The sequence below is a fragment of the Streptomyces sp. MP131-18 genome (assembly GCF_001984575.1).
In the GTDB taxonomy this organism is placed as follows: Bacteria; Actinomycetota; Actinomycetes; order Streptomycetales; family Streptomycetaceae; genus Streptomyces; species Streptomyces johnsoniae.
Map to the genome: position 1 here is coordinate 649,100 of NZ_LZNS01000001.1, position 17,927 is coordinate 667,026.

16 protein-coding genes are annotated in these 17,927 nt (G+C 73.6%); 2 read left to right on the forward strand and 14 right to left on the reverse strand.

Features of this window, described 5'->3' with window-relative positions; genetic code table 11:
* Positions 1-42 precede the first annotated feature (42 nt).
* From STBA_RS02820 to STBA_RS02840, 5 genes are all read right to left on the reverse strand, one after another.
* Positions 43-627: a TMEM165/GDT1 family protein gene (locus tag STBA_RS02820; protein ID WP_077057709.1), complete on the reverse strand. Its 585-nt coding sequence runs from the start codon at positions 625-627 to the stop codon at positions 43-45.
* Positions 628-878: 251 nt separating this feature from the next.
* Entirely contained in the window at positions 879-1,187 is a 309-nt protein-coding gene (locus STBA_RS02825) for a GNAT family N-acetyltransferase (RefSeq protein WP_171987622.1), read from the reverse strand.
* Positions 1,188-1,397: 210 nt separating this feature from the next.
* A complete protein-coding gene (locus STBA_RS02830; RefSeq protein WP_107485178.1) occupies positions 1,398-2,303 on the reverse strand; it encodes an ABC transporter permease in 906 nt (301 codons plus the stop codon).
* A gap of 136 nt (positions 2,304-2,439) precedes the next feature.
* The gene (locus tag STBA_RS02835) at positions 2,440-3,954 is read right to left on the reverse strand and encodes a sugar ABC transporter ATP-binding protein (RefSeq protein ID WP_077057711.1); all 1,515 of its coding nucleotides are present in this window, start codon (positions 3,952-3,954) and stop codon (positions 2,440-2,442) included.
* Positions 3,951-5,021, reverse strand: coding sequence for a sugar ABC transporter substrate-binding protein (locus STBA_RS02840; RefSeq protein ID WP_077057712.1), 1,071 nt, complete (start codon positions 5,019-5,021; stop codon positions 3,951-3,953). The genes STBA_RS02835 and STBA_RS02840 overlap by 4 nt, the downstream gene beginning before the upstream one ends.
* 192 nt (positions 5,022-5,213) lie before the next feature.
* Here STBA_RS02840 and STBA_RS02845 point away from each other — a divergent pair, with 192 nt between their 5' ends.
* Complete coding sequence (locus STBA_RS02845) at positions 5,214-5,912, forward strand: FCD domain-containing protein (RefSeq protein ID WP_077057713.1); 699 nt, start codon at positions 5,214-5,216, stop codon at positions 5,910-5,912.
* A gap of 172 nt (positions 5,913-6,084) precedes the next feature.
* On the forward strand, positions 6,085-6,903 hold the full coding sequence (locus STBA_RS02850; protein WP_077057714.1) for an SAM-dependent methyltransferase: 819 nt from the start codon (positions 6,085-6,087) through the stop codon (positions 6,901-6,903).
* A gap of 30 nt (positions 6,904-6,933) precedes the next feature.
* Here the strand turns inward: STBA_RS02850 and STBA_RS02855 are convergent, their stop codons facing one another.
* The 9 genes from STBA_RS02855 to STBA_RS02895 all read right to left on the reverse strand — a co-directional run bounded on the left by STBA_RS02855 (position 6,934) and on the right by STBA_RS02895 (position 17,648).
* Positions 6,934-7,665 carry a class I SAM-dependent methyltransferase gene (locus STBA_RS02855; protein WP_077057715.1) on the reverse strand — a complete coding sequence of 244 codons (732 nt, stop codon included), beginning with the start codon at positions 7,663-7,665 and terminating at the stop codon, positions 6,934-6,936.
* 45 nt (positions 7,666-7,710) lie between these two features.
* Entirely contained in the window at positions 7,711-8,988 is a 1,278-nt protein-coding gene (locus STBA_RS02860; RefSeq protein ID WP_079251676.1) for an FAD-dependent oxidoreductase, read from the reverse strand.
* Positions 8,985-10,427 (reverse strand): NAD(P)/FAD-dependent oxidoreductase, encoded by a 1,443-nt coding sequence (locus tag STBA_RS02865; RefSeq protein WP_079251677.1) that lies wholly within the window; start codon positions 10,425-10,427, stop codon positions 8,985-8,987. The genes STBA_RS02860 and STBA_RS02865 overlap by 4 nt, the downstream gene beginning before the upstream one ends.
* Positions 10,424-11,857 carry an FGGY family carbohydrate kinase gene (locus tag STBA_RS02870; protein ID WP_077057716.1) on the reverse strand — a complete coding sequence of 478 codons (1,434 nt, stop codon included), beginning with the start codon at positions 11,855-11,857 and terminating at the stop codon, positions 10,424-10,426. Before STBA_RS02870 ends, STBA_RS02865 begins: the two co-directional genes overlap by 4 nt.
* Positions 11,854-13,437, reverse strand: a complete 1,584-nt coding sequence (locus tag STBA_RS02875; RefSeq protein ID WP_077057717.1) for an amino acid permease — start codon at positions 13,435-13,437, stop codon at positions 11,854-11,856. The genes STBA_RS02870 and STBA_RS02875 overlap by 4 nt, the downstream gene beginning before the upstream one ends.
* Before the next feature lie 75 nt (positions 13,438-13,512).
* A complete protein-coding gene (locus STBA_RS02880) occupies positions 13,513-14,286 on the reverse strand; it encodes a DeoR/GlpR family DNA-binding transcription regulator (RefSeq protein WP_077057718.1) in 774 nt (257 codons plus the stop codon).
* Positions 14,287-14,412: 126 nt separating this feature from the next.
* The gene (locus tag STBA_RS02885; protein WP_077057719.1) at positions 14,413-15,534 is read right to left on the reverse strand and encodes an MFS transporter; all 1,122 of its coding nucleotides are present in this window, start codon (positions 15,532-15,534) and stop codon (positions 14,413-14,415) included.
* 34 nt (positions 15,535-15,568) lie between these two features.
* Complete coding sequence (locus STBA_RS02890) at positions 15,569-16,402, reverse strand: IclR family transcriptional regulator (protein ID WP_171987624.1); 834 nt, start codon at positions 16,400-16,402, stop codon at positions 15,569-15,571.
* 7 nt (positions 16,403-16,409) lie between these two features.
* Positions 16,410-17,648, reverse strand: a complete 1,239-nt coding sequence (locus STBA_RS02895) for a flavin-dependent oxidoreductase (RefSeq protein WP_077057720.1) — start codon at positions 17,646-17,648, stop codon at positions 16,410-16,412.
* Positions 17,649-17,927 lie beyond the last annotated feature (279 nt).

The following is a 17,927-nucleotide window of genomic DNA, read 5'->3' on the forward strand; positions in this document are numbered from 1 at the left end:
CCTCGGCCGGCAGGCGGGCGGCGAGACGCGCGCCGCCCGCGGTCAGCCTGCGAAGACCTCGACGAGGGACCAGACGGCCAGGCCGAGCATGCACACGCCGCCGATGCGCTGGACGGTCTTCAGCGGAACGCGCTGCGCGATGAAGCGGCCCACGAGCAGGGCCAGCGCGGAGACGCTCATCAGGGCCGCGGCGGCGCCGATGGAGGTGGACAGCGCGTCGTTCGTGGCGGCGAGATTCGCGGTGGTGATCTGCGTCAGGTCGCCCCATTCGCTGATGAACACCGCCGTGAACGCGGTGGTGAAGACGGGGAGGAAACCGGTCACCTTCCGGGCCGCGCCGCCGCCCTCCTCGTCGTCACCGCCGCCGCGCAGCAGCAGGAACGCGCCGAAGCCGAAGAGGATCGCGGACACGAGCCGGACGGACCAGTCGGGCAGCAGCCCGATCAGGCTGCCCGCGCCGACGGCGATGGCCACATGCACGACGAACGCGGTGGAGGTGCCGAACCACACGTACAGCGGGCGCATGCGGGTGCCCATGGCCAGCGACGCGAACATCGTCTTGTCCGGAAGCTCCGCGAGGAAGATCAGACCGAAGGCGGTGAGCACCGCCAGGAGGTCGAGCGACATTCCGTTGGCTTTCTGTGAGGGCCGGGTCGCGCGGCGCTCACGTGACGCCCCTCGCGGGGGGCCGGGGAGGACCACTCGGCCCGGCACGACGTCGTACACCCACGCGAGGAACGTGGGTGCGGTCATACCTGGCCGAAGGTCTCGTCCACCGCGGCGCCTGCGGCGTCGCGGCCCGGCTGCCGGGCCATCCGCGGGCGGATGGCCAGTATGTCGACCGGCCGGTATTGCGGGACTACTCCCCTTCGCTGCCCTCAGTGTACCCGCGGTGCGGAAAGGCCCGCGCGCCACATCGGCTGGATCTCCGGGCCGCCGTCGGGCAGGGCGGTCGGGGCGCCCAGCGCGCGGAAGCCGCAGCGCTCGTACAGGGCGCCGTCGCGCGGTGTGCCGGCCTCCAGGTAGGCAGCCGTCTCCTCCTCGTCGGCGCGGGCCAGTTGATACCGCAGCAGGGCGCCGCCGAGACCGCGGCCGCGCAGGCCGGGGAGCACCGCGGTCCGGGAGAGGTGCCAGTGCGGCACGCCCTCCGGGTGGCGCGCGCCCACCAGCTCCTGCAACCGCCCCATGCGGGCCAGCATGGCCGTTCCCCTCCCGGCGGCGGAGGCCTGCCGACCGCGCCCACGAGTCTACTGGGGTGCCGGGTGCCGGGTGCCGGGTGCCGGGTGCCGGGTGCCGGGTGCCGGGTGCCGGGTGCGGCCCCGCGGCAGCACCCGGCGGCTGCGGCTCGGCCGGGGGTGATGCCGACCTCGATACCGCCCCTGGCCCGGTGCGCCGGGTCAGTCCTGTGCGCGGCCCGTGGTGACGCGGGCGATCATGAGCGCGAGGAGGATGATGCCTCCGTAGATCGCCTGGATCCAGAACGACGAGACCTGGGCGAGGGTCAGCAGGTTCTGCACGACGCCGAGGAGCAGCACACCGGTGAGCGCGCCGAGCATGCTGCCCTTCCCGCCGTCCAGGCTGATCCCGCCGATGACGGCCGCCGCGAACACGGTGAAGATCATGTTCTCGCCCTGGTTGCTGTTGATCGCGCCGACGTAGCCGGTCTGGATCAGTCCGCCGACCGCGGCCAGGACACCCGCCGTGATGAACACCCCGAGCAGCACCCGGTCGACGCGGATACCCGCGGCGCGCGCGGCCTGCTGGTTGCCGCCGATCGCGTACAGGGCCCGGCCCCACCGGTGGTATTTCAGCAGCAGGCCGGTGATGCCGAACGCGGCGCCCGCCAGCCATACCGAGGCGGGCACGGTCAGGAACGTGCTGGTCGCGAGCGTGAAGAACGCCTCGGGCATGCCGAAGAGGGTCTTGCCCTCCGTGGCGCCCACGAGCAGGCCACGCAGGATGATCAGCATGGCGAGGGTGACGATGAAGGCGTTCAGTTTCAGCTTCACCACCAGCAGCCCGTTGACCGCGCCGATGCCGGCGCCGACGAGCAGGATGCACAACAGCCCGACGGCGACCGGCAGTTCGGCGCCGAATCCGGCCTGGGCTGCGGGCAGTACGAACAGCGCGCCCAGGGCGGGTGCGATACCGACGACGGACTCCAGCGACAGGTCGAATTTGCCGGAGATGAGGACGAGGGACTCCGCGAGCACCACCATCGCCAGGGCGGCCGAGGCGCCGAGGATCGAGATGATGTTGCGCTCGGTCAGGAAGGAGTCGTTGGTGAACGCGCCCAGGATCATGAGCAGAATCAGCGCGGGCAGCAGCGCCAGCTCCCGCAGGCGCCGCCACAGCGGCGAGTTGCGCGACGGGGAGGCCGGCGCGTCCGGGAGCTTGGGTGCGCCGGTGGTGCGGCCCAGGGCGGACGGCGTCCCGGTGTCAGCCACGGTCGACTCCTTCGATCGATGCGATCAGCTCGTTGTCCCGCCACCCCGCGCGGTACTCGTCGGTGATCCGGCCGTGGAAGAGGACCAGGACCCGGTCGCAGTGGCGCAGGTCGTCCAGCTCGTCCGAGACCAGCAGGACGCCGATGCCGCTGTCGCGGGCGCTGTCGACGCGCGCGAGCAGCGACTCCTTGGACTTGACGTCGACGCCCGCGGTGGGATTGATCAGGACGAGCAGCCGCGGATCGGAGGCGAGGGCGCGGGCCATGACGACCTTCTGCGCGTTGCCGCCGGAGAGGTCGGACACCGGCTGGTCCGGGCCCTGGGCGTGGACGTCGAGACGGTCCATCAGCTCGCGCGCCAGGGCGCGTTTGCGCTTCTGGCCGATGAACCCGTACCTGCCGAGCCGGCCGGGCACGGTCAAGGTGCTGTTGTCGCCGATGGAGAGGCCGGGGACGGTGCCCTGCTCGTCCCGGTCCCGGGGAACGCAGCCGACCCCGGCCCGCAGCGCGGCGGCCACGTCGCCGAACGGCAGGGCGGCGCCGCCGACTTCGGCGGCGCCCGCGGTGGGCGTGTGGAGTCCGGTGAACGTCTCGGCGAGCTGGACCTTGCCGCTGCCGCTGCTGCCGGCGAGGCCCACGACCTCGCCGCGGCGCACGGTCAGGCCGACGTCCTCGAAGGCGGGTCCGCTCAGGCCGGTGGCGACCAGGCACGCCTCGGCGGTCGCGTCCGGGGCGGGCCGCACATGGCCGCGCGCCAGCACGGCCTCGCCGGTCATGGCCTCCACCAGGGCGGGGCGGGGCAGTTCCGCCACGGCCGCGGTGGTGACCCAGCGGGCGTCCCGCAGCACGGTGACGGTCTGGCAGACCTCGTAGACCTCCTGGAGGTGGTGGGAGATGTAGAGGAAGGTCACCCCCGCCCTCTGGAGGGAGCGCATGCGCGTGAACAGCCGCTCGATCTCGCGCTTGTCCAGCTGGGCGGTCGGCTCGTCGAGGACGATGAACCGGGCGCCGAAGGACAGGGCGCGCGCGATCTCCACCATCTGCCGGTCCTCCACGCGCAGGTCCGCGGTGCGGGCGCGCGGGTCGACCCGCACGTCCCAGGTGTCGAGGAGGTCGGCGGCCTGCCGGTGGAGCAGGCGCCAGCTGATGATGCCGCGCCGCAGGGGCTGGCGGTTGATGAACAGGTTTTCGGCGACGGTCAGTTCGGGGACGACGGTCGGCTTCTGGTAGACGCAGGCGACCTTTCTGCGCCACGCGTCGCGGTCCGCCAGGGGCGGCGCGGGCTCGCCGTCGAAGAAGACCGTTCCCTCGTCGGGCGCGGTCAGGCCGGTGAGGATGCCGACGAGGGTCGACTTGCCCGCGCCGTTGCGCCCGACGAGGGCGTGGGACTCGCCGGGCAGCACGGTCAACTGGCCGTCCCGCAGGGCGGTGACGGGGCCGTAGCGCTTCACGATGCCCCGCGCCTCGGTCAACGGCCGGGGCGCCGAGTCAGGTTGACGTTCGCTCATTGGTCGCGGTTGCCCCACAGCTCGGGGTCGTCGACGTTCTCCCTGGTGACCAGGGGCGCGGGAAGCTGGTCCTCCAGCAGCCCGTTGGGCAGCTCCACGATGGTGGAGCCGTGGTCGGTCGGCCCCGGCTCGAAGGTCTCACCGGCCAGCGCCGCCTTGATGTAGTACATGCCGTACTGGGCGTAGGCGTCGGCGGGCTGGGAGACCGTCGCGTCGATCTCGCCGTTGCGGATGGACTCCAGCTCCTGCGGGATACCGTCGTTGGAGACGATCGTGATGTGCCCCTCCTCACCGGCCGGGTGCAGCATGTCCTTGCTGCGCAGGGTCTGGAGCGTGGGGGCGAGGTAGACGCCGCCCGCCTGGAGGTAGATGCCCCGGATGTCGGGGTTGGCGTTGAGCAGGGTGTCCAGTTGCGCGGCGGCCTTGTCCGACTCCCAGTCGGCGGGGATCTCCAGCACCTCGAGACCGGGGTGGTTTTCCGCGACGCAGGTGCGGAACGCTTCGGACCTCTCCCGGCCGTTGACGGAGGACAGGTCGCCCATGATCTGCACGACCTTGCCCGTTTCCACGTGCTCGCCGAGGTAGGCGCAGGCCGCTTCGCCGTAGGCGACGTTGTTGGCCCGCACGATCATCTCGACCTCGCCCTCCTCGGGGGCGACGTCGACGGCGACGACCGGAACGCCGCGCCGCTCGGCCTGGTCGAGGGCGGCGGAGATGGCGCCGCTGTCCAGCGGGGCGACGACCAGTCCGGCGACGTTCTGGTTGAGCAGGTTGTTGACGTCGGTGATCTGCTGGGCCGAATCGCCGTTGGAGTTGACCGTGCCGAGCGCGTCGACGCCCTCGGAATCCGCCATCCGCGGCACGTAGTCGTTGTACGCCTGCCAGAAGGGAGACGTCAGCAGGGGGAGCACCACCCCGACCGGGCCGTCGCTCCCCCCTCCTCCGCCGCCGCCCGAGGGGCCGGAGTCGGCCGTGCTGCCGCACGCGCCGAGCACCAGCGCGGCACCGGCGGCCAGGGCCGCCGCCCGCAGCCGGCGCGTTGTGTGCCGAAGTGACTGACCCGCCATGCCTACGGCTCCTTGTCCGGGGAGGGTGCGTGCCGGACGCCGGAACGCCCGCCACCGCCGTGACGCATCAATTATCGGACCACTTAGGCCAGTTGGGCACCCATGCGGCATCGAATTCCCGATTCCGGAGCCGATTGGTCGGGCCACTGGGCGGTAGACTGCCGCTCCGTACGACACCGGAGGTCGGCCAGCGTGGAGCGGAGCACACCGCCCAGGGGGACGGTGACGCAGCGTGCCATCGAGCAGCTCAAGTCGCTGATCTCCGAGGGGCATCTGGAGCCGGGGCAGCGCCTGCCCACCGAACGGGACCTCGCGGTGCGCCTGGGCATCTCGCGCAGTTCGATGCGGGAGGCGATCAGGGCGCTGACGGTGCTGGGCGTACTGGAGGCACGGCACGGCTCCGGGATCTACGTCACGCGGCTCCAGGCCGCCGATCTGCTGGAGACGCTGGGGGTCGTGGCCGACCTCTCGCGCGGGCCGCAGCTGATCGAGCTGATGGAGATCCGCCGCGCCCTGGAGGCCACGGCGGCGGCCATCGCCGCCGCGCGCATCTCCCCGGAGCAGCTGGCGGAGGTGGAGACGCACCTCGACGCGATGTACGCGACGGAGGACCCGGGCGAAATCCTCGCCCACGACCTGGCCTTCCACCGGGCCGTGGCCGTGGCAGGCGGCAACGGGACGCTGGTGGCGATCCTCGACGGCCTGTCCTCGCGGACGTTCCGCGCCCGCGTGTGGCGCGGCTACCAGGAGGAGGGCGTGTTCGACCGCACCCGCCACGAACACCGGCGGATTCTCGATGCCTTGCGGGCGCGCGACCCGGAGGCGGCCAGGGCCGCGGCGGCGGCACACGTCGGGGAGGTGGAGTCCTGGCTGCGGGCGCGCCAGACCTGAGCGGTCCGGCGGCGGTGACCAGGCACGACCGGCGGCAACTCGCCAGGTCCGCACGGCGGTTGGTCAGCGAACACCTGGGCGATGAGGGCCGGGTGCGGGTTAGTCTTTGCGCCACGGGAAGGGCGAGCCCGCTCGGACGCGCGGGCCGCGGCACGAGGAGGGGATTTTCGCGGTGGCGAACGAGAACGGCGGAGCCGAGGGCGGCCAGACCTCGGACATCGACCTGAGCAGGCCGAGCATCGCGCGGGTCTACGACGCCGTTCTGGGCGGCAAGGACAATTACGAGGTCGACCGGGTGGTCGCCGACCAGGTGCGCCGGACGATGCCGCATATCAGCGACGTCGGCTGGTTCAACCGGGCCGTCCTCGGCCGCACGGTGCGGTATCTGGCCCAGGACGCCGGGATCAGGCACTTCATCGACCTGGGCGCGGGGCTGCCGACCCTGGAGAACACGCACCAGGTCGCGCAGCGGTACGCACCCGACGCGCGCGTGGTGTACGTCGACAACGACCCGATCGTGCTGGCGCACGGCCGGGCGCTGCTGGAGGAGAACGAGCGGACGTCCGTCGTCACGGCCGATCTGCGCGAGCCCGCGGCGGTCCTGGCGCACCCGGGCGTGCGGCGGCTGATCGATTTCTCCGAGCCGGTCGGGGTGCTGCTGATCGGCATGCTGCACCACCTGCACGACGACGAGAACCCGCAGGGCATCGTCGACGCCTACCTGGACGCGGTCCCCTCCGGCAGCCACCTGGTGATCACCGCGTTCTGCGATACGGGCCCCGAGGCCCGCGGCGTGGAGGAGACGATGCTGGAGTTCCTCGGCACCGGGCGGTTCCGGACGACGGAGGAGATCACGGCGTACTTCAAGGGCCTCGACCTGCTGGAGCCCGGCGTGGTGTCCCTGCCGCTGTGGCGGCCGGACGCGCCCGTCGCGCTGCCGCTGACGGTCGCCCAGCGGCTGATGGCGGGGGGTGTCGCCCGCAAGCCGTGACCTCGGGCGCCGACCCGCGCGCGGCGCGGGTCAGCGCCCGCGCCGCGCGAGGACCAGGCGGCAGCGCGGGCTGCCGTCGGGCAGCGCACCGAGGTCGTCCAGTGGCCACGTGCCCACGTCGAAGCCTGCGGCGCCCAGTTCCTCGCTCACCCGGGGCAGCGGGAAGGTGCGGTAATACATGACGAACCGCGGGCGCCACAGCGCGTTCCGCAGGCGCATCGCGGCGTCGAAGCCCCACAGCGTCCAGTACTGCGCCGAGCCGACGCGCGGCGGCGCGGCGACGGGAAAGGCGAAGAGGCCGCCGGGCCGGAGCGCGCCGTACGCCCGGGCGAACAGCGCGGGCCGCTCCGCGGGCAGGAAGTGGCCGAACGCGCCGAAGCTGACGACGAGGTCGAAGGCGCCGGTGAACGGCAGGGCCCTGGCGTCGGCGCGCACCAGGTCCACGGGCGGGCCGCCGGGCGCCGGGGGCCGGGCGGCGCGGGCCACCGCGAGCATCCCGGCGCTGAAGTCCACGCCCACGACGCGCCGTTCGCAGAGCCCGGACAGCACGCCGAGGCCGGCCCCGGTGCCGCAGCACAGGTCGAGCCCGGTGCCGAACGGCCCCAGCGGCCGCAGGGCGGCGGCCACGGCGCCCAGGACCCGGTCCTGGGTGCGGAACGGGGTGTGGTCGAACTTCGGTGCCAGCAGGTCGTAGCCGCGCTCGACGGAGGACATCGCCTGCACGGCCAGCTCGTGGAGGGCCGGGCCCCGGGGAGTGAACACGCCCTCACCGTAACGAAGTGCGGGGCCCACGGGCACCGCCCGCGTTCAGTGCACGCTCACCGTGACGGGGCCGCCGCGGTCGTCCACGTTCCGCAGCACCGACCAGGGGATGCGCAGCGCGCGGCCGGGGGCGGCGGGCCAGGGCAGGGTGCGGCGGGCGACGGTCCTGCCGTCCTGGCGGACGGTGACGCGTGGCACGCGGACGAACTCGTCGGTCCACAGCAGCAGCCGGTTGCGCGGGGGCGCGGGCGCGCCGGGGCGCAGCAGCCCGGGGGCGATCCAGCGCAGGGGCGGCTCGGTCAGGATGCGCACGCCGGGGCCCTCTCCTTCGTCCTCGTCGCCCGCGAGGTGGCGCAGCACCTGGTCGGCGACGTGCGCGCCGTCCAGGGCGGCCACGTCCGCGGTGTCGACGGGGTGCAGGAGGTTCCCGGCGGCGAACACGCCGGGGCGGCTGGTCCGCAGCGCGGTGTCGACCAGGGGGCCCAGCGTTCCGGGGTCGAGGTCGAGCCCGGCGGCGCGGGCGAGTTCGTGGTCGGGAATCCAGTCGCCGGTGAACACCAGGGTGTCGCACTCGACGGTGCGCCGCGCCCCGGTGTCCAGGTGCTCGATCTCCACGGCCGCCAGCCGGCCGCGGCCGATCACCCGGGTGACGCGGGTCCTGGTGGCCACGGGCACGCGCAGCAGGGTGCGGCCGGGCACCGTGAACGCGGCGTAGGACTCGGCCGCCGGGTGCTCGGTGGCCATGAGGGCGACCGCGCAGCCCGCCTCGCGGAGCGTCAGGACCGCGGACCAGCTGACGAGTTCCGCGCCGACGATGACGGCCCGCCGGCCGACGCGCCCGTGGTGGAGGTGCACCACGTTCTGGAGCTGGCCCGTGGTGTACACGCCGTGCGGCCGGTCGCCGGGGACGAGGCGGGCCGGGCGGGGCCGTTCGCGGGCGCCGGTGGCCAGGACGACGGCCCTGGCCCGGATGCGCCTGCGGCCCGCGGGCCCGGTGACCTCGGCGGTGTGTGCGTCGGCCCAGCCGGTGACCATGGTGCGGGTGTGGATGACGGCGCCCGCCTCGGCCGCGCGCGCCGCCAGGTGCGCCGCGTAGCGGGGGCCGCGCATGACGCGGCGCAGGTCGCGCAGCCCGTAGCCGGTGTGGTCGCTGTGCCGGGGGATGCCGCCGGCCTCGGCCTCCCGTTCGACGACCAGCACCTCGCCCGGGATGCGGGGGGCGAGGCGGGCGGCGGCGGTGAGGCCGGCCGGGCCGCCGCCGATGACGAGGACGTCGGGGGTCAGCAGTGGCGTGGTGCCCGGCGTGGGGGTGTCGGGGTTCATGAGTTCTTTCCGTCGTGCCGCCGGGGGGTGTGGGCGGGGCCGGTGCCCCGGGTGGTCAGGAGCCGTTCGACTTCGGCTCCGCAGAAGAAGCCCTGGCAGCGGCCGTTCATGGCCCGCGTGCGGCGGCGCAGCCCCTCGATCGTGCGGGCCGGGAGCGGTGCGTGGCAGGCGTCGCGGATCTCGCCGGCGGTGACGCGTTCGCAGAAGCAGACGATGGTGCCGTAGGCGGGGTCCGCCGCGATGCGTTCGACGTCCTGGTAGGGCCGCGGGGTGGCCTCGCCGATATTGGGCATGCGGGGCGGCGCGGGCAGGTCGGTGCGGCGGGTGAGGGCGAGCCCGGCGTCCTTCAGCAGGTCGCGGGCGTGTTCCGCGATGGCCATGCCCGCGGTCAGGCCGGTGGAGCGGATGCCGCCGATCAGCAGGTAGCGGCGGTCGGCATCGGCCTCGACGAGGTAGTCGCCGTGGTCGATGGCGGCGCGCAGCCCGGCATAGGAGGCGGTGATCTCCTCGGCCAGCAGCCGCGGCATCAGCCGCTCGCCCTTGCCGAGCAGGAACGCGAAGCCGTCGGCCGAGGTGCCGGTGGCGGTGCGGTCGGTCAGGTCCTCGGAGGTGGGGCCGAGCATGACGTTGCCGTAGATGGTCGGCGAGATCAGCACACCCTTGCCGCGCGAGGACGGCACCGGCAGCACGATCTTGTCGGCGAGCGGCCTGGCCAGCTTGTCGAAGACGAAGAGCTCGCCGCGGCGCGGGGTGACGGTGAACCGGTCGTGCCCGAACATGCGGTCGACACGATCGGCGGACAGTCCCGCCGCGTTGACGACCCAGCGGGCGGCGATGCGGCCGCCGGTGGTGGTGAGGGTGGTGACGTCCCCGGCGACGTCCACGGCCGTGACCGCGTGCCGCAGCAGGACGCGGGTACCGCGGCGTTCGGCGTCGGTGGCCAGCGCCAGGTTGGTGGTCCAGGTGCAGATGATCGACTCGTCGGGAACGGTCAGCCCGCCGAGCACCCCCTCGCCGAGCGCGGGCAGCTGCCGGTAGACCTCGTCCGGCCCGATGAGGCGGCAGCGGTCGTACCCGTTCTGCTCCGCCTTCTCCGCGAGGCCGGGGAGGGCGTCGCGCTCCTCCGCGGTCCAGGCGACCAGGATGGCGCCGGTGCGCTCGACGGGGATGCCGGTGGCCTCGGCATAGTCCGCGAGCAGGTGGTGGCCGCGCGCGACGAGCCGCGATTCGAGGGTGCCGGGTTTGGCGTCGAAACCGGTGTGCAGCAGCGCGGTGTTGGCCTTGCTGGTGCCGTCCCCGACATCGTCGCGGGCCTCGACGAGCGCCACCGACAGCTCGTGTCCCGACAGTTCGCGGGCGACGGCCGCGCCGACGATCCCGGCGCCGATCACGGCGACGTCGAAGATCTCGGGCGGGCCGGTGGGCGAAGCGGTGTTCACGGAGTTCCTCCCTTGCCTGGGTATGCCTCGACGGTCGCGACCCAGCGGGCGCGGAACTCGGCGGCCCGGTCGGCCGGCCAGACCGGTTCGTGGACGGTGGCGGGACGCCACGCGCCGACGGCCTCGGTGAGGCCGAGTCCCGGCGACAGCGCGAGCCGGGCCAGCGCGGCGGCGCCCAGCGCGGTGGCGTGGCCGGAGGGGTAGATGTCCACGGGCACCTGCGCGAGGTCGGCCTGGGCCTGCATCAGGGTGCGGCTGCCGGTGAGGCCGCCGTCGGCGCGCAGCCGGGTCACGGGCGCGCCGAGGTCCGCCTCGACCAGCCGGCACAGCTCGGCGACCTGGGCGGCGATGCCTTCCAGGACGGCGCGCACGAGGTGTTCGCGGCGGGTCGACAGCGTCATGCCGGTGAACGTGGCGGTGGCCGCCGGCCGCCACCACGGCGCGGCGAGTCCGGCGAGGGCGGGGACGCACAGCACGCCCTCCGCGTCGCGGGCCGCGACCGCGTCGAGATCGGTCGCGGTGCCGAGGAAGCCGAGGTCCTGCATCCAGCGGATGGCGGAGGCCGCGGTGTAGACCTGGCCGTCCACGCAGTACGGGGTCCCGCCGGCGGCCCGCCAGGCCACCGATGTGGTCAGGCCGGACGCGGAACGCACCGCGGTGGACCCGGTGTTGGCCAGCAGGAACGCGCCGGTGCCGTAGGTGCACTTGGCGGTGCCCGGCGCGAGGCACGCCTCGGCGAGCAGCGCGGCCTGCTGGTCGACGATCAGTCCGGCCACCGGCACCTCGTCGCCGAAGGCCCGGGTGGTGCCCACGATCTCGTCGCAGGCGACGATGCGCGGCAGGCGTTCCCCGGTGAGGCCGAACAGCTCGGCCAGCTCCGGGTCCCAGTCGACCGCGTCGAGGCCGAGGAGCAGCGACCGGCTCGCGGTGGCCGCGTCGGTGACGAACGCGCCGGTGAGGTGGTGCACCAGCCAGGTGTCGGTGGTGGTGACCACGCCCTGCCGGGTGACGTGGCGCCGCAGCCAGGCCATCTTCGGCGCCGAGAAGTAGGGGTCGAGCACCAGCCCGGTGCGCTGCGCCACCCAGGCGGCGTGGTCGGCGAGTTCGGCGCAGATCCGTTCGGCCCTGCGGTCCTGCCAGACGATGGCGGCGGACAGCGGCGCGCCCGTCGCCGGGTCCCAGGCCAGCACGGTCTCGCCCTGGTTGGCCAGGGCGACGCAGTCGACGGGCCGGCCGGCGGCGGCGAGGGCGCGGCGGCCGGCGCCGAGGACGGAGTCGAGGAGTTCGCCGGGGTCCTGTTCGACGCCGCCGCCGTCGAGGTAGGCGGGGCGGACGGCCTCCTCGGCGATGGCGAGAGTGCCGTCCACCGTGTCCACCACGATGGCCTTGGTGCCGGAAGTGCCCTGGTCGATGGCCAGGATGGTGCTCATCGCGGGTTCTCCTCAGGTCCGGGTCCTGCACCGCTGCCGGCCGCGGTGCGGCCGCCGCCGGATGCCGCGGGCTCGGCGCTGCCGGGCTCGTCGGCGTCGAGTGCGCGGTCGATATCGGTCATGTCGGGCATCGAGAGTCCGGACCTGCCGCGGCTGATCAGCAGGTAGGCGAGGTAGACGGCGCCGATGGCGAACAGGACCAGCACATAGGCCCAGGGCGCCCGGAAGGACTCGTCGCGGAACAGCAGCAGTTCGTACACCAGCCAGACGGAGGCGACGACGATGACCGGGATCTCCCAGCGGCCCAGGGAGAAGCCGCGGCTCGGCGGCAGCGACCTGCGCTTGGCGATGTACATGATGACCGTACCGGCGTAGATGATCGCGGGCAGCAGCGTGGCCGCCGAGAAGAGCTCGAACAGCGCGTCGGTGGAGCCGGAGAAGACCAGCAGTACGACCTGGGCGATCACCAGCATGAAGATCGACGAGTTGAGCGGGGTGCCGCGGCTGCGGTGGACCTTGCGCAGCGCCTGCCAGCCGGGGAAGCGCTGGTCGCGGGACATGGCCCACACCAGGCGCGTTCCGCTGAGGGTGATGACCAGACCGCAGGAGAAGATGGACAGGACGACGAGGACGAGCAGCAGCTTGCCGACGACCGAGCCCAGGACGGCCGTGATGACGGTGGCCACCGGGGTGTCGGACCGGGCCAGTTCCGCGGGGTCGCCGGCCAGCGCGGTGATCGCGATGAGGAACAGGAAGCCGAGGACCCCGAGGGAGATCACGGCCTGCGCCATGGCCTTGGGGATGACCCGGGCGGGCTCCTTGGTCTCCTCGGCCAGGTTGGCGGCGGACTCGAAGCCGACGATGGTGAAGGCGCCCAGCAGGAAGGCCAGAGCGAACGGCCCCGCCTGCGTCATGTCGCCCAGCGCGTAGTAGCCGGACGCGTCGGCGGGCGCCGCCTCGAAGAGGGTGGCGAAGTCGAGCTTGCCGGTCACCGCGCCGACCACGAACAGCAGCGCGGTGAGCGAGGTCATGCCGATGAGCTGAACGGTGACGGCCACGTTGTTGACGCGGTGGGTGGTGCGCGTGGAGGCGGCGACCAGGATCGCCTGGAGAAGTATGACGACGGCGGTGATGAACCAGGCGTTCTGCGTGGTGCCCCGGTACTGGAACAGCTCGGGGAGGATCGTGGAGGCGATGGTGTAGTCGACGGCGACGACCACGACACCGAGGAACGCGAACGAGATCCAGCCCATGATCCAGCCCCACAGCGGGCCGACGATCCGGGAGACCCACTGGTAGGCGTACCCGCTGATGGGGATGCGGGCGGCCAGGGCCCCGAAGATCAGCGCGACCGCGAGCTGGCCGACGACGACGATGGGCCAGGCCCAGATGCCGCGCGGGCCCGAGGTGCTGAGCACCGAACCGTAGGCGGTGAAGATGCCGGTGGCGATGGAGACGAAGCCGAAGGCGATGGAGAAGGAGGCGTACCAGCCGAGCTCGCGGGCCATCTCCTGCTGATAGCCGGCGGCCCGGGGGGTGGCCGCGGGGCCGCCCGCGGGGCGGGGATCGCTGTGACTCATGGGGACCTGCTGCCTTTCACGTGCGGACGGCGCCCGTGGCTCGGGACTGCCTGGGTGGAACCTGTGCTGCGCGGGTCAGGCCGTGATCACGGTGCCTCCCGCGCGGCTGACGGCCGCGGCCAGCTCCGGTTCCGCGGACGGCTCGGTGATGACGCCGGCGCACTCGTCCAGGCCGCAGACGCGGTGGGGCGCGATCCGCCCGTGCTTGCTGGTGTCGGCCAGCACGTAGGCGCGGACACTCCGCGGGATCACGGCCCGCTTGGTCGCGATCTCGTCGAAGTAGAAGTCCGTCACCCCGGCCTCGGCGTCGACGCCGCCCGAGCCGAGGAACGCCACGTCGGCGTGCAGGCCGGAGAAGAAGGCGACGGCCTGGGCCCCCGAGCAGACCAGGTCGCCGCCGCGGACGCGCCCGCCCGGGATCAGCACCTCGACCTGCGGCCTGCCCGCCAGCTCGCCCGCCACCAGCAGCGAGGAGGTGGCGACCAGGCCGCGGAAGTCGGCCGGGAGGGCGCGGGCGACCTGTACGGCGGTGGTGCCGACGTCGATGACCACGGTCATGCCCGGGCGCACCAGCGCGGCCGCGGCCCGGCCGATCGCGGCCTTGGCGTCGGCCTGCGCGGCGGAGCGCTCCGCGAAGGGTGCCTCCTCCCCCGTCAGCCCTCTGGCCACGGCCAGCGCCGCGGCGCCGCCGTGCACCCGGCTGAGCACCCCGCGGCTCTCCAGCTGAGCGAGGTCCCTGCGCACCGTTTCGGCGGAGACGCCGAGCTCGGCGGCGAGCGCCTCGGTGCTGAGGGTGCCCGCCTGGTTGACGGTGGCGGTGATGCGGCGGTGGCGTTCGGCTGGGAGCATGCGCGGCCTCGACTGACTGCAAACGTGTGCGGATGACTGAACTTAGCCGAAAGTGTGGACTCATGCCCGAATTCCGTCAAGAGTCAGCCGGAGAATCACCCTGCGAACCGCAGGCATCACCCAGTGTCAGTTGCGCCGGGCGGCGGCCACGGCCAGGAGGAGGGCGACGGCGCCCAGTCCCGCCACCGCCGTCCACACGGCCGGGTAGCCGACCGCACCGACCATGAGGCCGGCCAGGAGAGGGCCGCCGGCGAAGCCGGCGAACTGGCAGATGCCCACGTATCCGGAGACGGTGCCGATGGCGTGCGCCGGAACCAGGTCCATCACGGTGAGGAAGACGACCCCGGGCACCGCCATCGCGCACAGCGCGTGCACCACCACCGCGGCCCAGAACAGGGCGATGGCGCCGAACGCGGCGGCCGCGAGGAGCAGGACGGAGGCGGCGAGGCCGCCCGCCGTCAGCACCGTCAGCACCAGCGGGGGCCGCCGCGCGGCGGCGTGCGCGCGGGTCCACAGCACGCGGCCGGCGATCCCGACGCCGCCGACGACCGCCATGCCGGCGCCCGCGGCCGTCGCGCCGAGGCCGAGCGAGCCGTGCGCGAAGAGCGCGAGGTACGCGTTGGTGGCCTGGGTCGTGGCCCCCGAGCAGAACGAGACCCCGAGCACGATCCGCACCTGACGGGACAGCGGCACCCGGCCGCCGCGGACCGCCCGCCGGACGGGAGGGCCGGCGCGCATGCGCAGCGCGGGCACCACCAGGACGACGGCGGTCAGGGCGAGGGCCGCGAACGCCCAGCGCACCCCGCCGAGGGCGGCGATCGGCGGCAGGGCCGCCCCGGCGAGGAGCTGGCTGCCCGGCACGCCGCTCTGCTTCAGCCCCACCGCCCTGGCCCGGCCCTGCCGCGGCGCGGCACGCGCGATGATCTCGTTGGTCGCCGGATTGGCCGCCGCCTGGGCGAGACCGGCGACGGCGACGGCGAGCACCAGGGTCGCCGTCGACACCTGAACGGTCAGCAGGACGGCGGTCAGCGCGGAGAACACCGCGATGAGGCGGATGAACAGCACGCCGCCGTGCCGGTCCACGGCCGCGCCGGCCGCGGCCGAGGCCAGGGAGGCGACGGCGAACGACGCGCCCACGGCAAGGCCGAGCAGCCGTTCGCCGGCCCCGAGCACCGGCAGCAGCTGCGGGCTCAGGGCCGTCACCGCGTAGAGGCTCGCGGGGCCGAGGCCCATGGCCGCCGTCAGCATCCAGACCGTGCCGGGCCCGGCCGGTCGTCCGGGCTCAGCGGGGAGCGGCGAAGTCACCGCTGATGGCCAGGCTCGCCCGGTGCATGCGGATGGCGATGAGCGGGATGCGCGGCGGGAGCAGCCGTTCCGCGGGGGCGGCCAGGGCGAGCGCGGCGACCGGCGCCCTGGCGTGGTCGCGGACCACGACGCCCACCGCCGCCACGTCGTCGGCGCTCTCACCGTGGTTGGTGGCGTAGCCCGCACGGTCCACGGTCGCCAGGTGGCGTTCGATCTCGTCGAGGCTCTGGAGCGTACGGCCGGTCAGGGCCTGCACCCCCCGCGGGTACAGGTCGCGGACCTGCCCGGGCGGCAGGGCCGCGAGGATCGCCTTGCCCGCCGCCGTGGCGTGCGCGGGCAGCACCATGCCGACGCGCAGGCCGACGCGCAGCGGCTGGCTGCTCTCCACGCCGTCGACGAAGCGGGCCCCGTTGCCCTCCAGGACGACGAGGTGGACCGTCTCGCCGGTCTCCTCGGCCAGGGCCAGCAGGTGCGGCCTGGCGACCTGGCGCAGGTCGAGCCGCGCGATGGCGCGCAGCCCCGCGTCGACGAGGGCGGGCCCCGGCCGGTAGACGTGGCTGTCGCCGCCGTGGGTCGCGAAGCCGCGGAAGGCCAGCGTGGACAGCAGCCGGTGCGCGGTGGAGCGGGCGACGCCCAGCAGTTCCGCGGCCTCGAAGACCCGCAGCTCGCCGCGTTCGTCGAGGACGTGGATGAGCCGCAGGGCGTTGTCCACGGAGGCGAGGCTGTAGGGCGGCGGCACCGCCGACCAGCCGGCCCGCGTCTCGTCGTCCGGCGGGCCACCGGGCCGGCCGCGGGAGGAGGATGCGGACACGGGCGCGTCACTCCTGCCGGTTGACGAGCTCTTTGTCATACGCGGCGACCTTCTTGTAGTCGTCGGAGATCGCGGCCATTTCCTCGGTGCTGATGACGTCCTCGATACGGTCGAACGGACGGTCGCCCGTGCGCTCGTAGACTTCCTTCAGGATCGTATCGGGCGGCCTGATGCGGTTGGTGCGCACCACCGAGGCGGTGGCGGGCAGGCGTTCCTGCTCGTAGCGGAGCAGGGCGGCGCGCGGGTCGGGGGCGTTCTCCAGGGCGGTGCGCAGCGCGTAGGCGTCGAGCACGGCCTGCCCGGCGCCGTTGGAGCCGCGCGGCACCATGGGGTGGGCGGCGTCGCCGAGCAGCGTCACGGCGCCGAAGGTCCAGCGCGGCAGCGGGTCCTGGTCGACCATGGGGTATTCGAGGATCTTGCCGGCGCCGCGGATGAGTGCGGGGACGTCCAGCCAGTCGAAGTGCCAGTCGGCGAAGACGTCGATGAAGTCCTCAAGGCGGCCGGTGCGGTTCCAGTCGCGGCGGGCGGGACGCGGGCGTTCGACCTCGGCGACCCAGTTGACGAGCTGCTCGCCCGCCTCGTTGATGCCGTCGCGCACCGGGTAGATGACCATTTTCCCCGAGGCGAGCCAGCCGGCGCGGACCATGCTGGCGCCGCTGAGGAACGGCCGCCACGGGGTGACGCCACGCCACATCGTGACGCCGGAGTACAGCGGCGGGCCCTCGTCGGGGTAGAACTGCGCGCGGACCGCCGAGTGGATGCCGTCGCAGGCGGCGACGACGGTGGCGTGCTCGGTGCCGCGGGCGCCGGTGGCGGCGTCCTCGACCGTGACGGCGACCCGCCTGCCGTCGTCGTCGGTGCGGACCACGCGCCTGCCGAGCGCGACGGCATCGGCGCCGAGCCGTTCCCGCACCGCTGCCAGCAGCGCCAGCTGGACGTCGCCGCGGTGCACGGAGATCTGGGGGTGGCCGTAGCCGGCCAGGCGGCCCAGCGGCTCCCGGTAGACGAGCTGTCCGAAGCGGTTGAAGAACACCGACTCCCCGGTCTCGACACCGACGGCCTCCAGCCGCCCGGCGACGTCCAGCCGGTCCAGGTTCCGCACCGCGTGCGGCAGCAGGTTGATGCCGGCACCGATGGGCTCGAGGGCCGGGGCGGCCTCGAGAACCCGGCAGGGGATGCCTGCCTGGTGCAGTTCGAGGGCGAGGGTGAGCCCTCCGATTCCCGCGCCGACGACGAGGACGTTCATATGGCTTGCCTTTCTTGAACACGAGTGCGCGCCTGCCGACCGGGCGGTCCGCGCCACCACGCCTTCGCCCGATGATCAAGGATTCCGCAGTAAGGAACGCACGGGGCTCCGCGGCATCCGGCCCGGTGGGAGCCATCGCCGCAGGCTGTTGCCGCCACAGCGTACGATCCGCGGTCGCCCGCTTCGGCGAGGAAGAATCCAGATTCGTCATAGCAGAATCTCGATGGCAGAATCCCGCCGCCGAACGGCCGTCTCCGTATGTTGCTTGTCCGTCGGCCG

Excerpts from the sequence above, each read along its gene's own strand:
- STBA_RS02875 (WP_077057717.1), bottom strand. The coding sequence starts at position 13,437 with ATGAGTCACAGCGATCCCCGCCCCGCGGGCGGCCCCGCGGCCACCCCC.
- STBA_RS02860 (WP_079251676.1), bottom strand. The coding sequence starts at position 8,988 with ATGAACCCCGACACCCCCACGCCGGGCACCACGCCACTGCTGACCCCC.
- STBA_RS02895 (WP_077057720.1), bottom strand. The coding sequence starts at position 17,648 with ATGAACGTCCTCGTCGTCGGCGCGGGAATCGGAGGGCTCACCCTCGCC.
- STBA_RS02870 (WP_077057716.1), bottom strand. The coding sequence starts at position 11,857 with ATGAGCACCATCCTGGCCATCGACCAGGGCACTTCCGGCACCAAGGCC.
- STBA_RS02885 (WP_077057719.1), bottom strand. The coding sequence starts at position 15,534 with ATGCTGACGGCGGCCATGGGCCTCGGCCCCGCGAGCCTCTACGCGGTG.
- STBA_RS02835 (WP_077057711.1), bottom strand. The coding sequence starts at position 3,954 with ATGAGCGAACGTCAACCTGACTCGGCGCCCCGGCCGTTGACCGAGGCG.
- STBA_RS02840 (WP_077057712.1), bottom strand. The coding sequence starts at position 5,021 with ATGGCGGGTCAGTCACTTCGGCACACAACGCGCCGGCTGCGGGCGGCG.
- STBA_RS02820 (WP_077057709.1), bottom strand. The coding sequence starts at position 627 with ATGTCGCTCGACCTCCTGGCGGTGCTCACCGCCTTCGGTCTGATCTTC.
- STBA_RS02880 (WP_077057718.1), bottom strand. The coding sequence starts at position 14,286 with ATGCTCCCAGCCGAACGCCACCGCCGCATCACCGCCACCGTCAACCAG.
- STBA_RS02830 (WP_107485178.1), bottom strand. The coding sequence starts at position 2,303 with ATGATCCTGGGCGCGTTCACCAACGACTCCTTCCTGACCGAGCGCAAC.
- STBA_RS02825 (WP_171987622.1), bottom strand. The coding sequence starts at position 1,187 with ATGGGGCGGTTGCAGGAGCTGGTGGGCGCGCGCCACCCGGAGGGCGTG.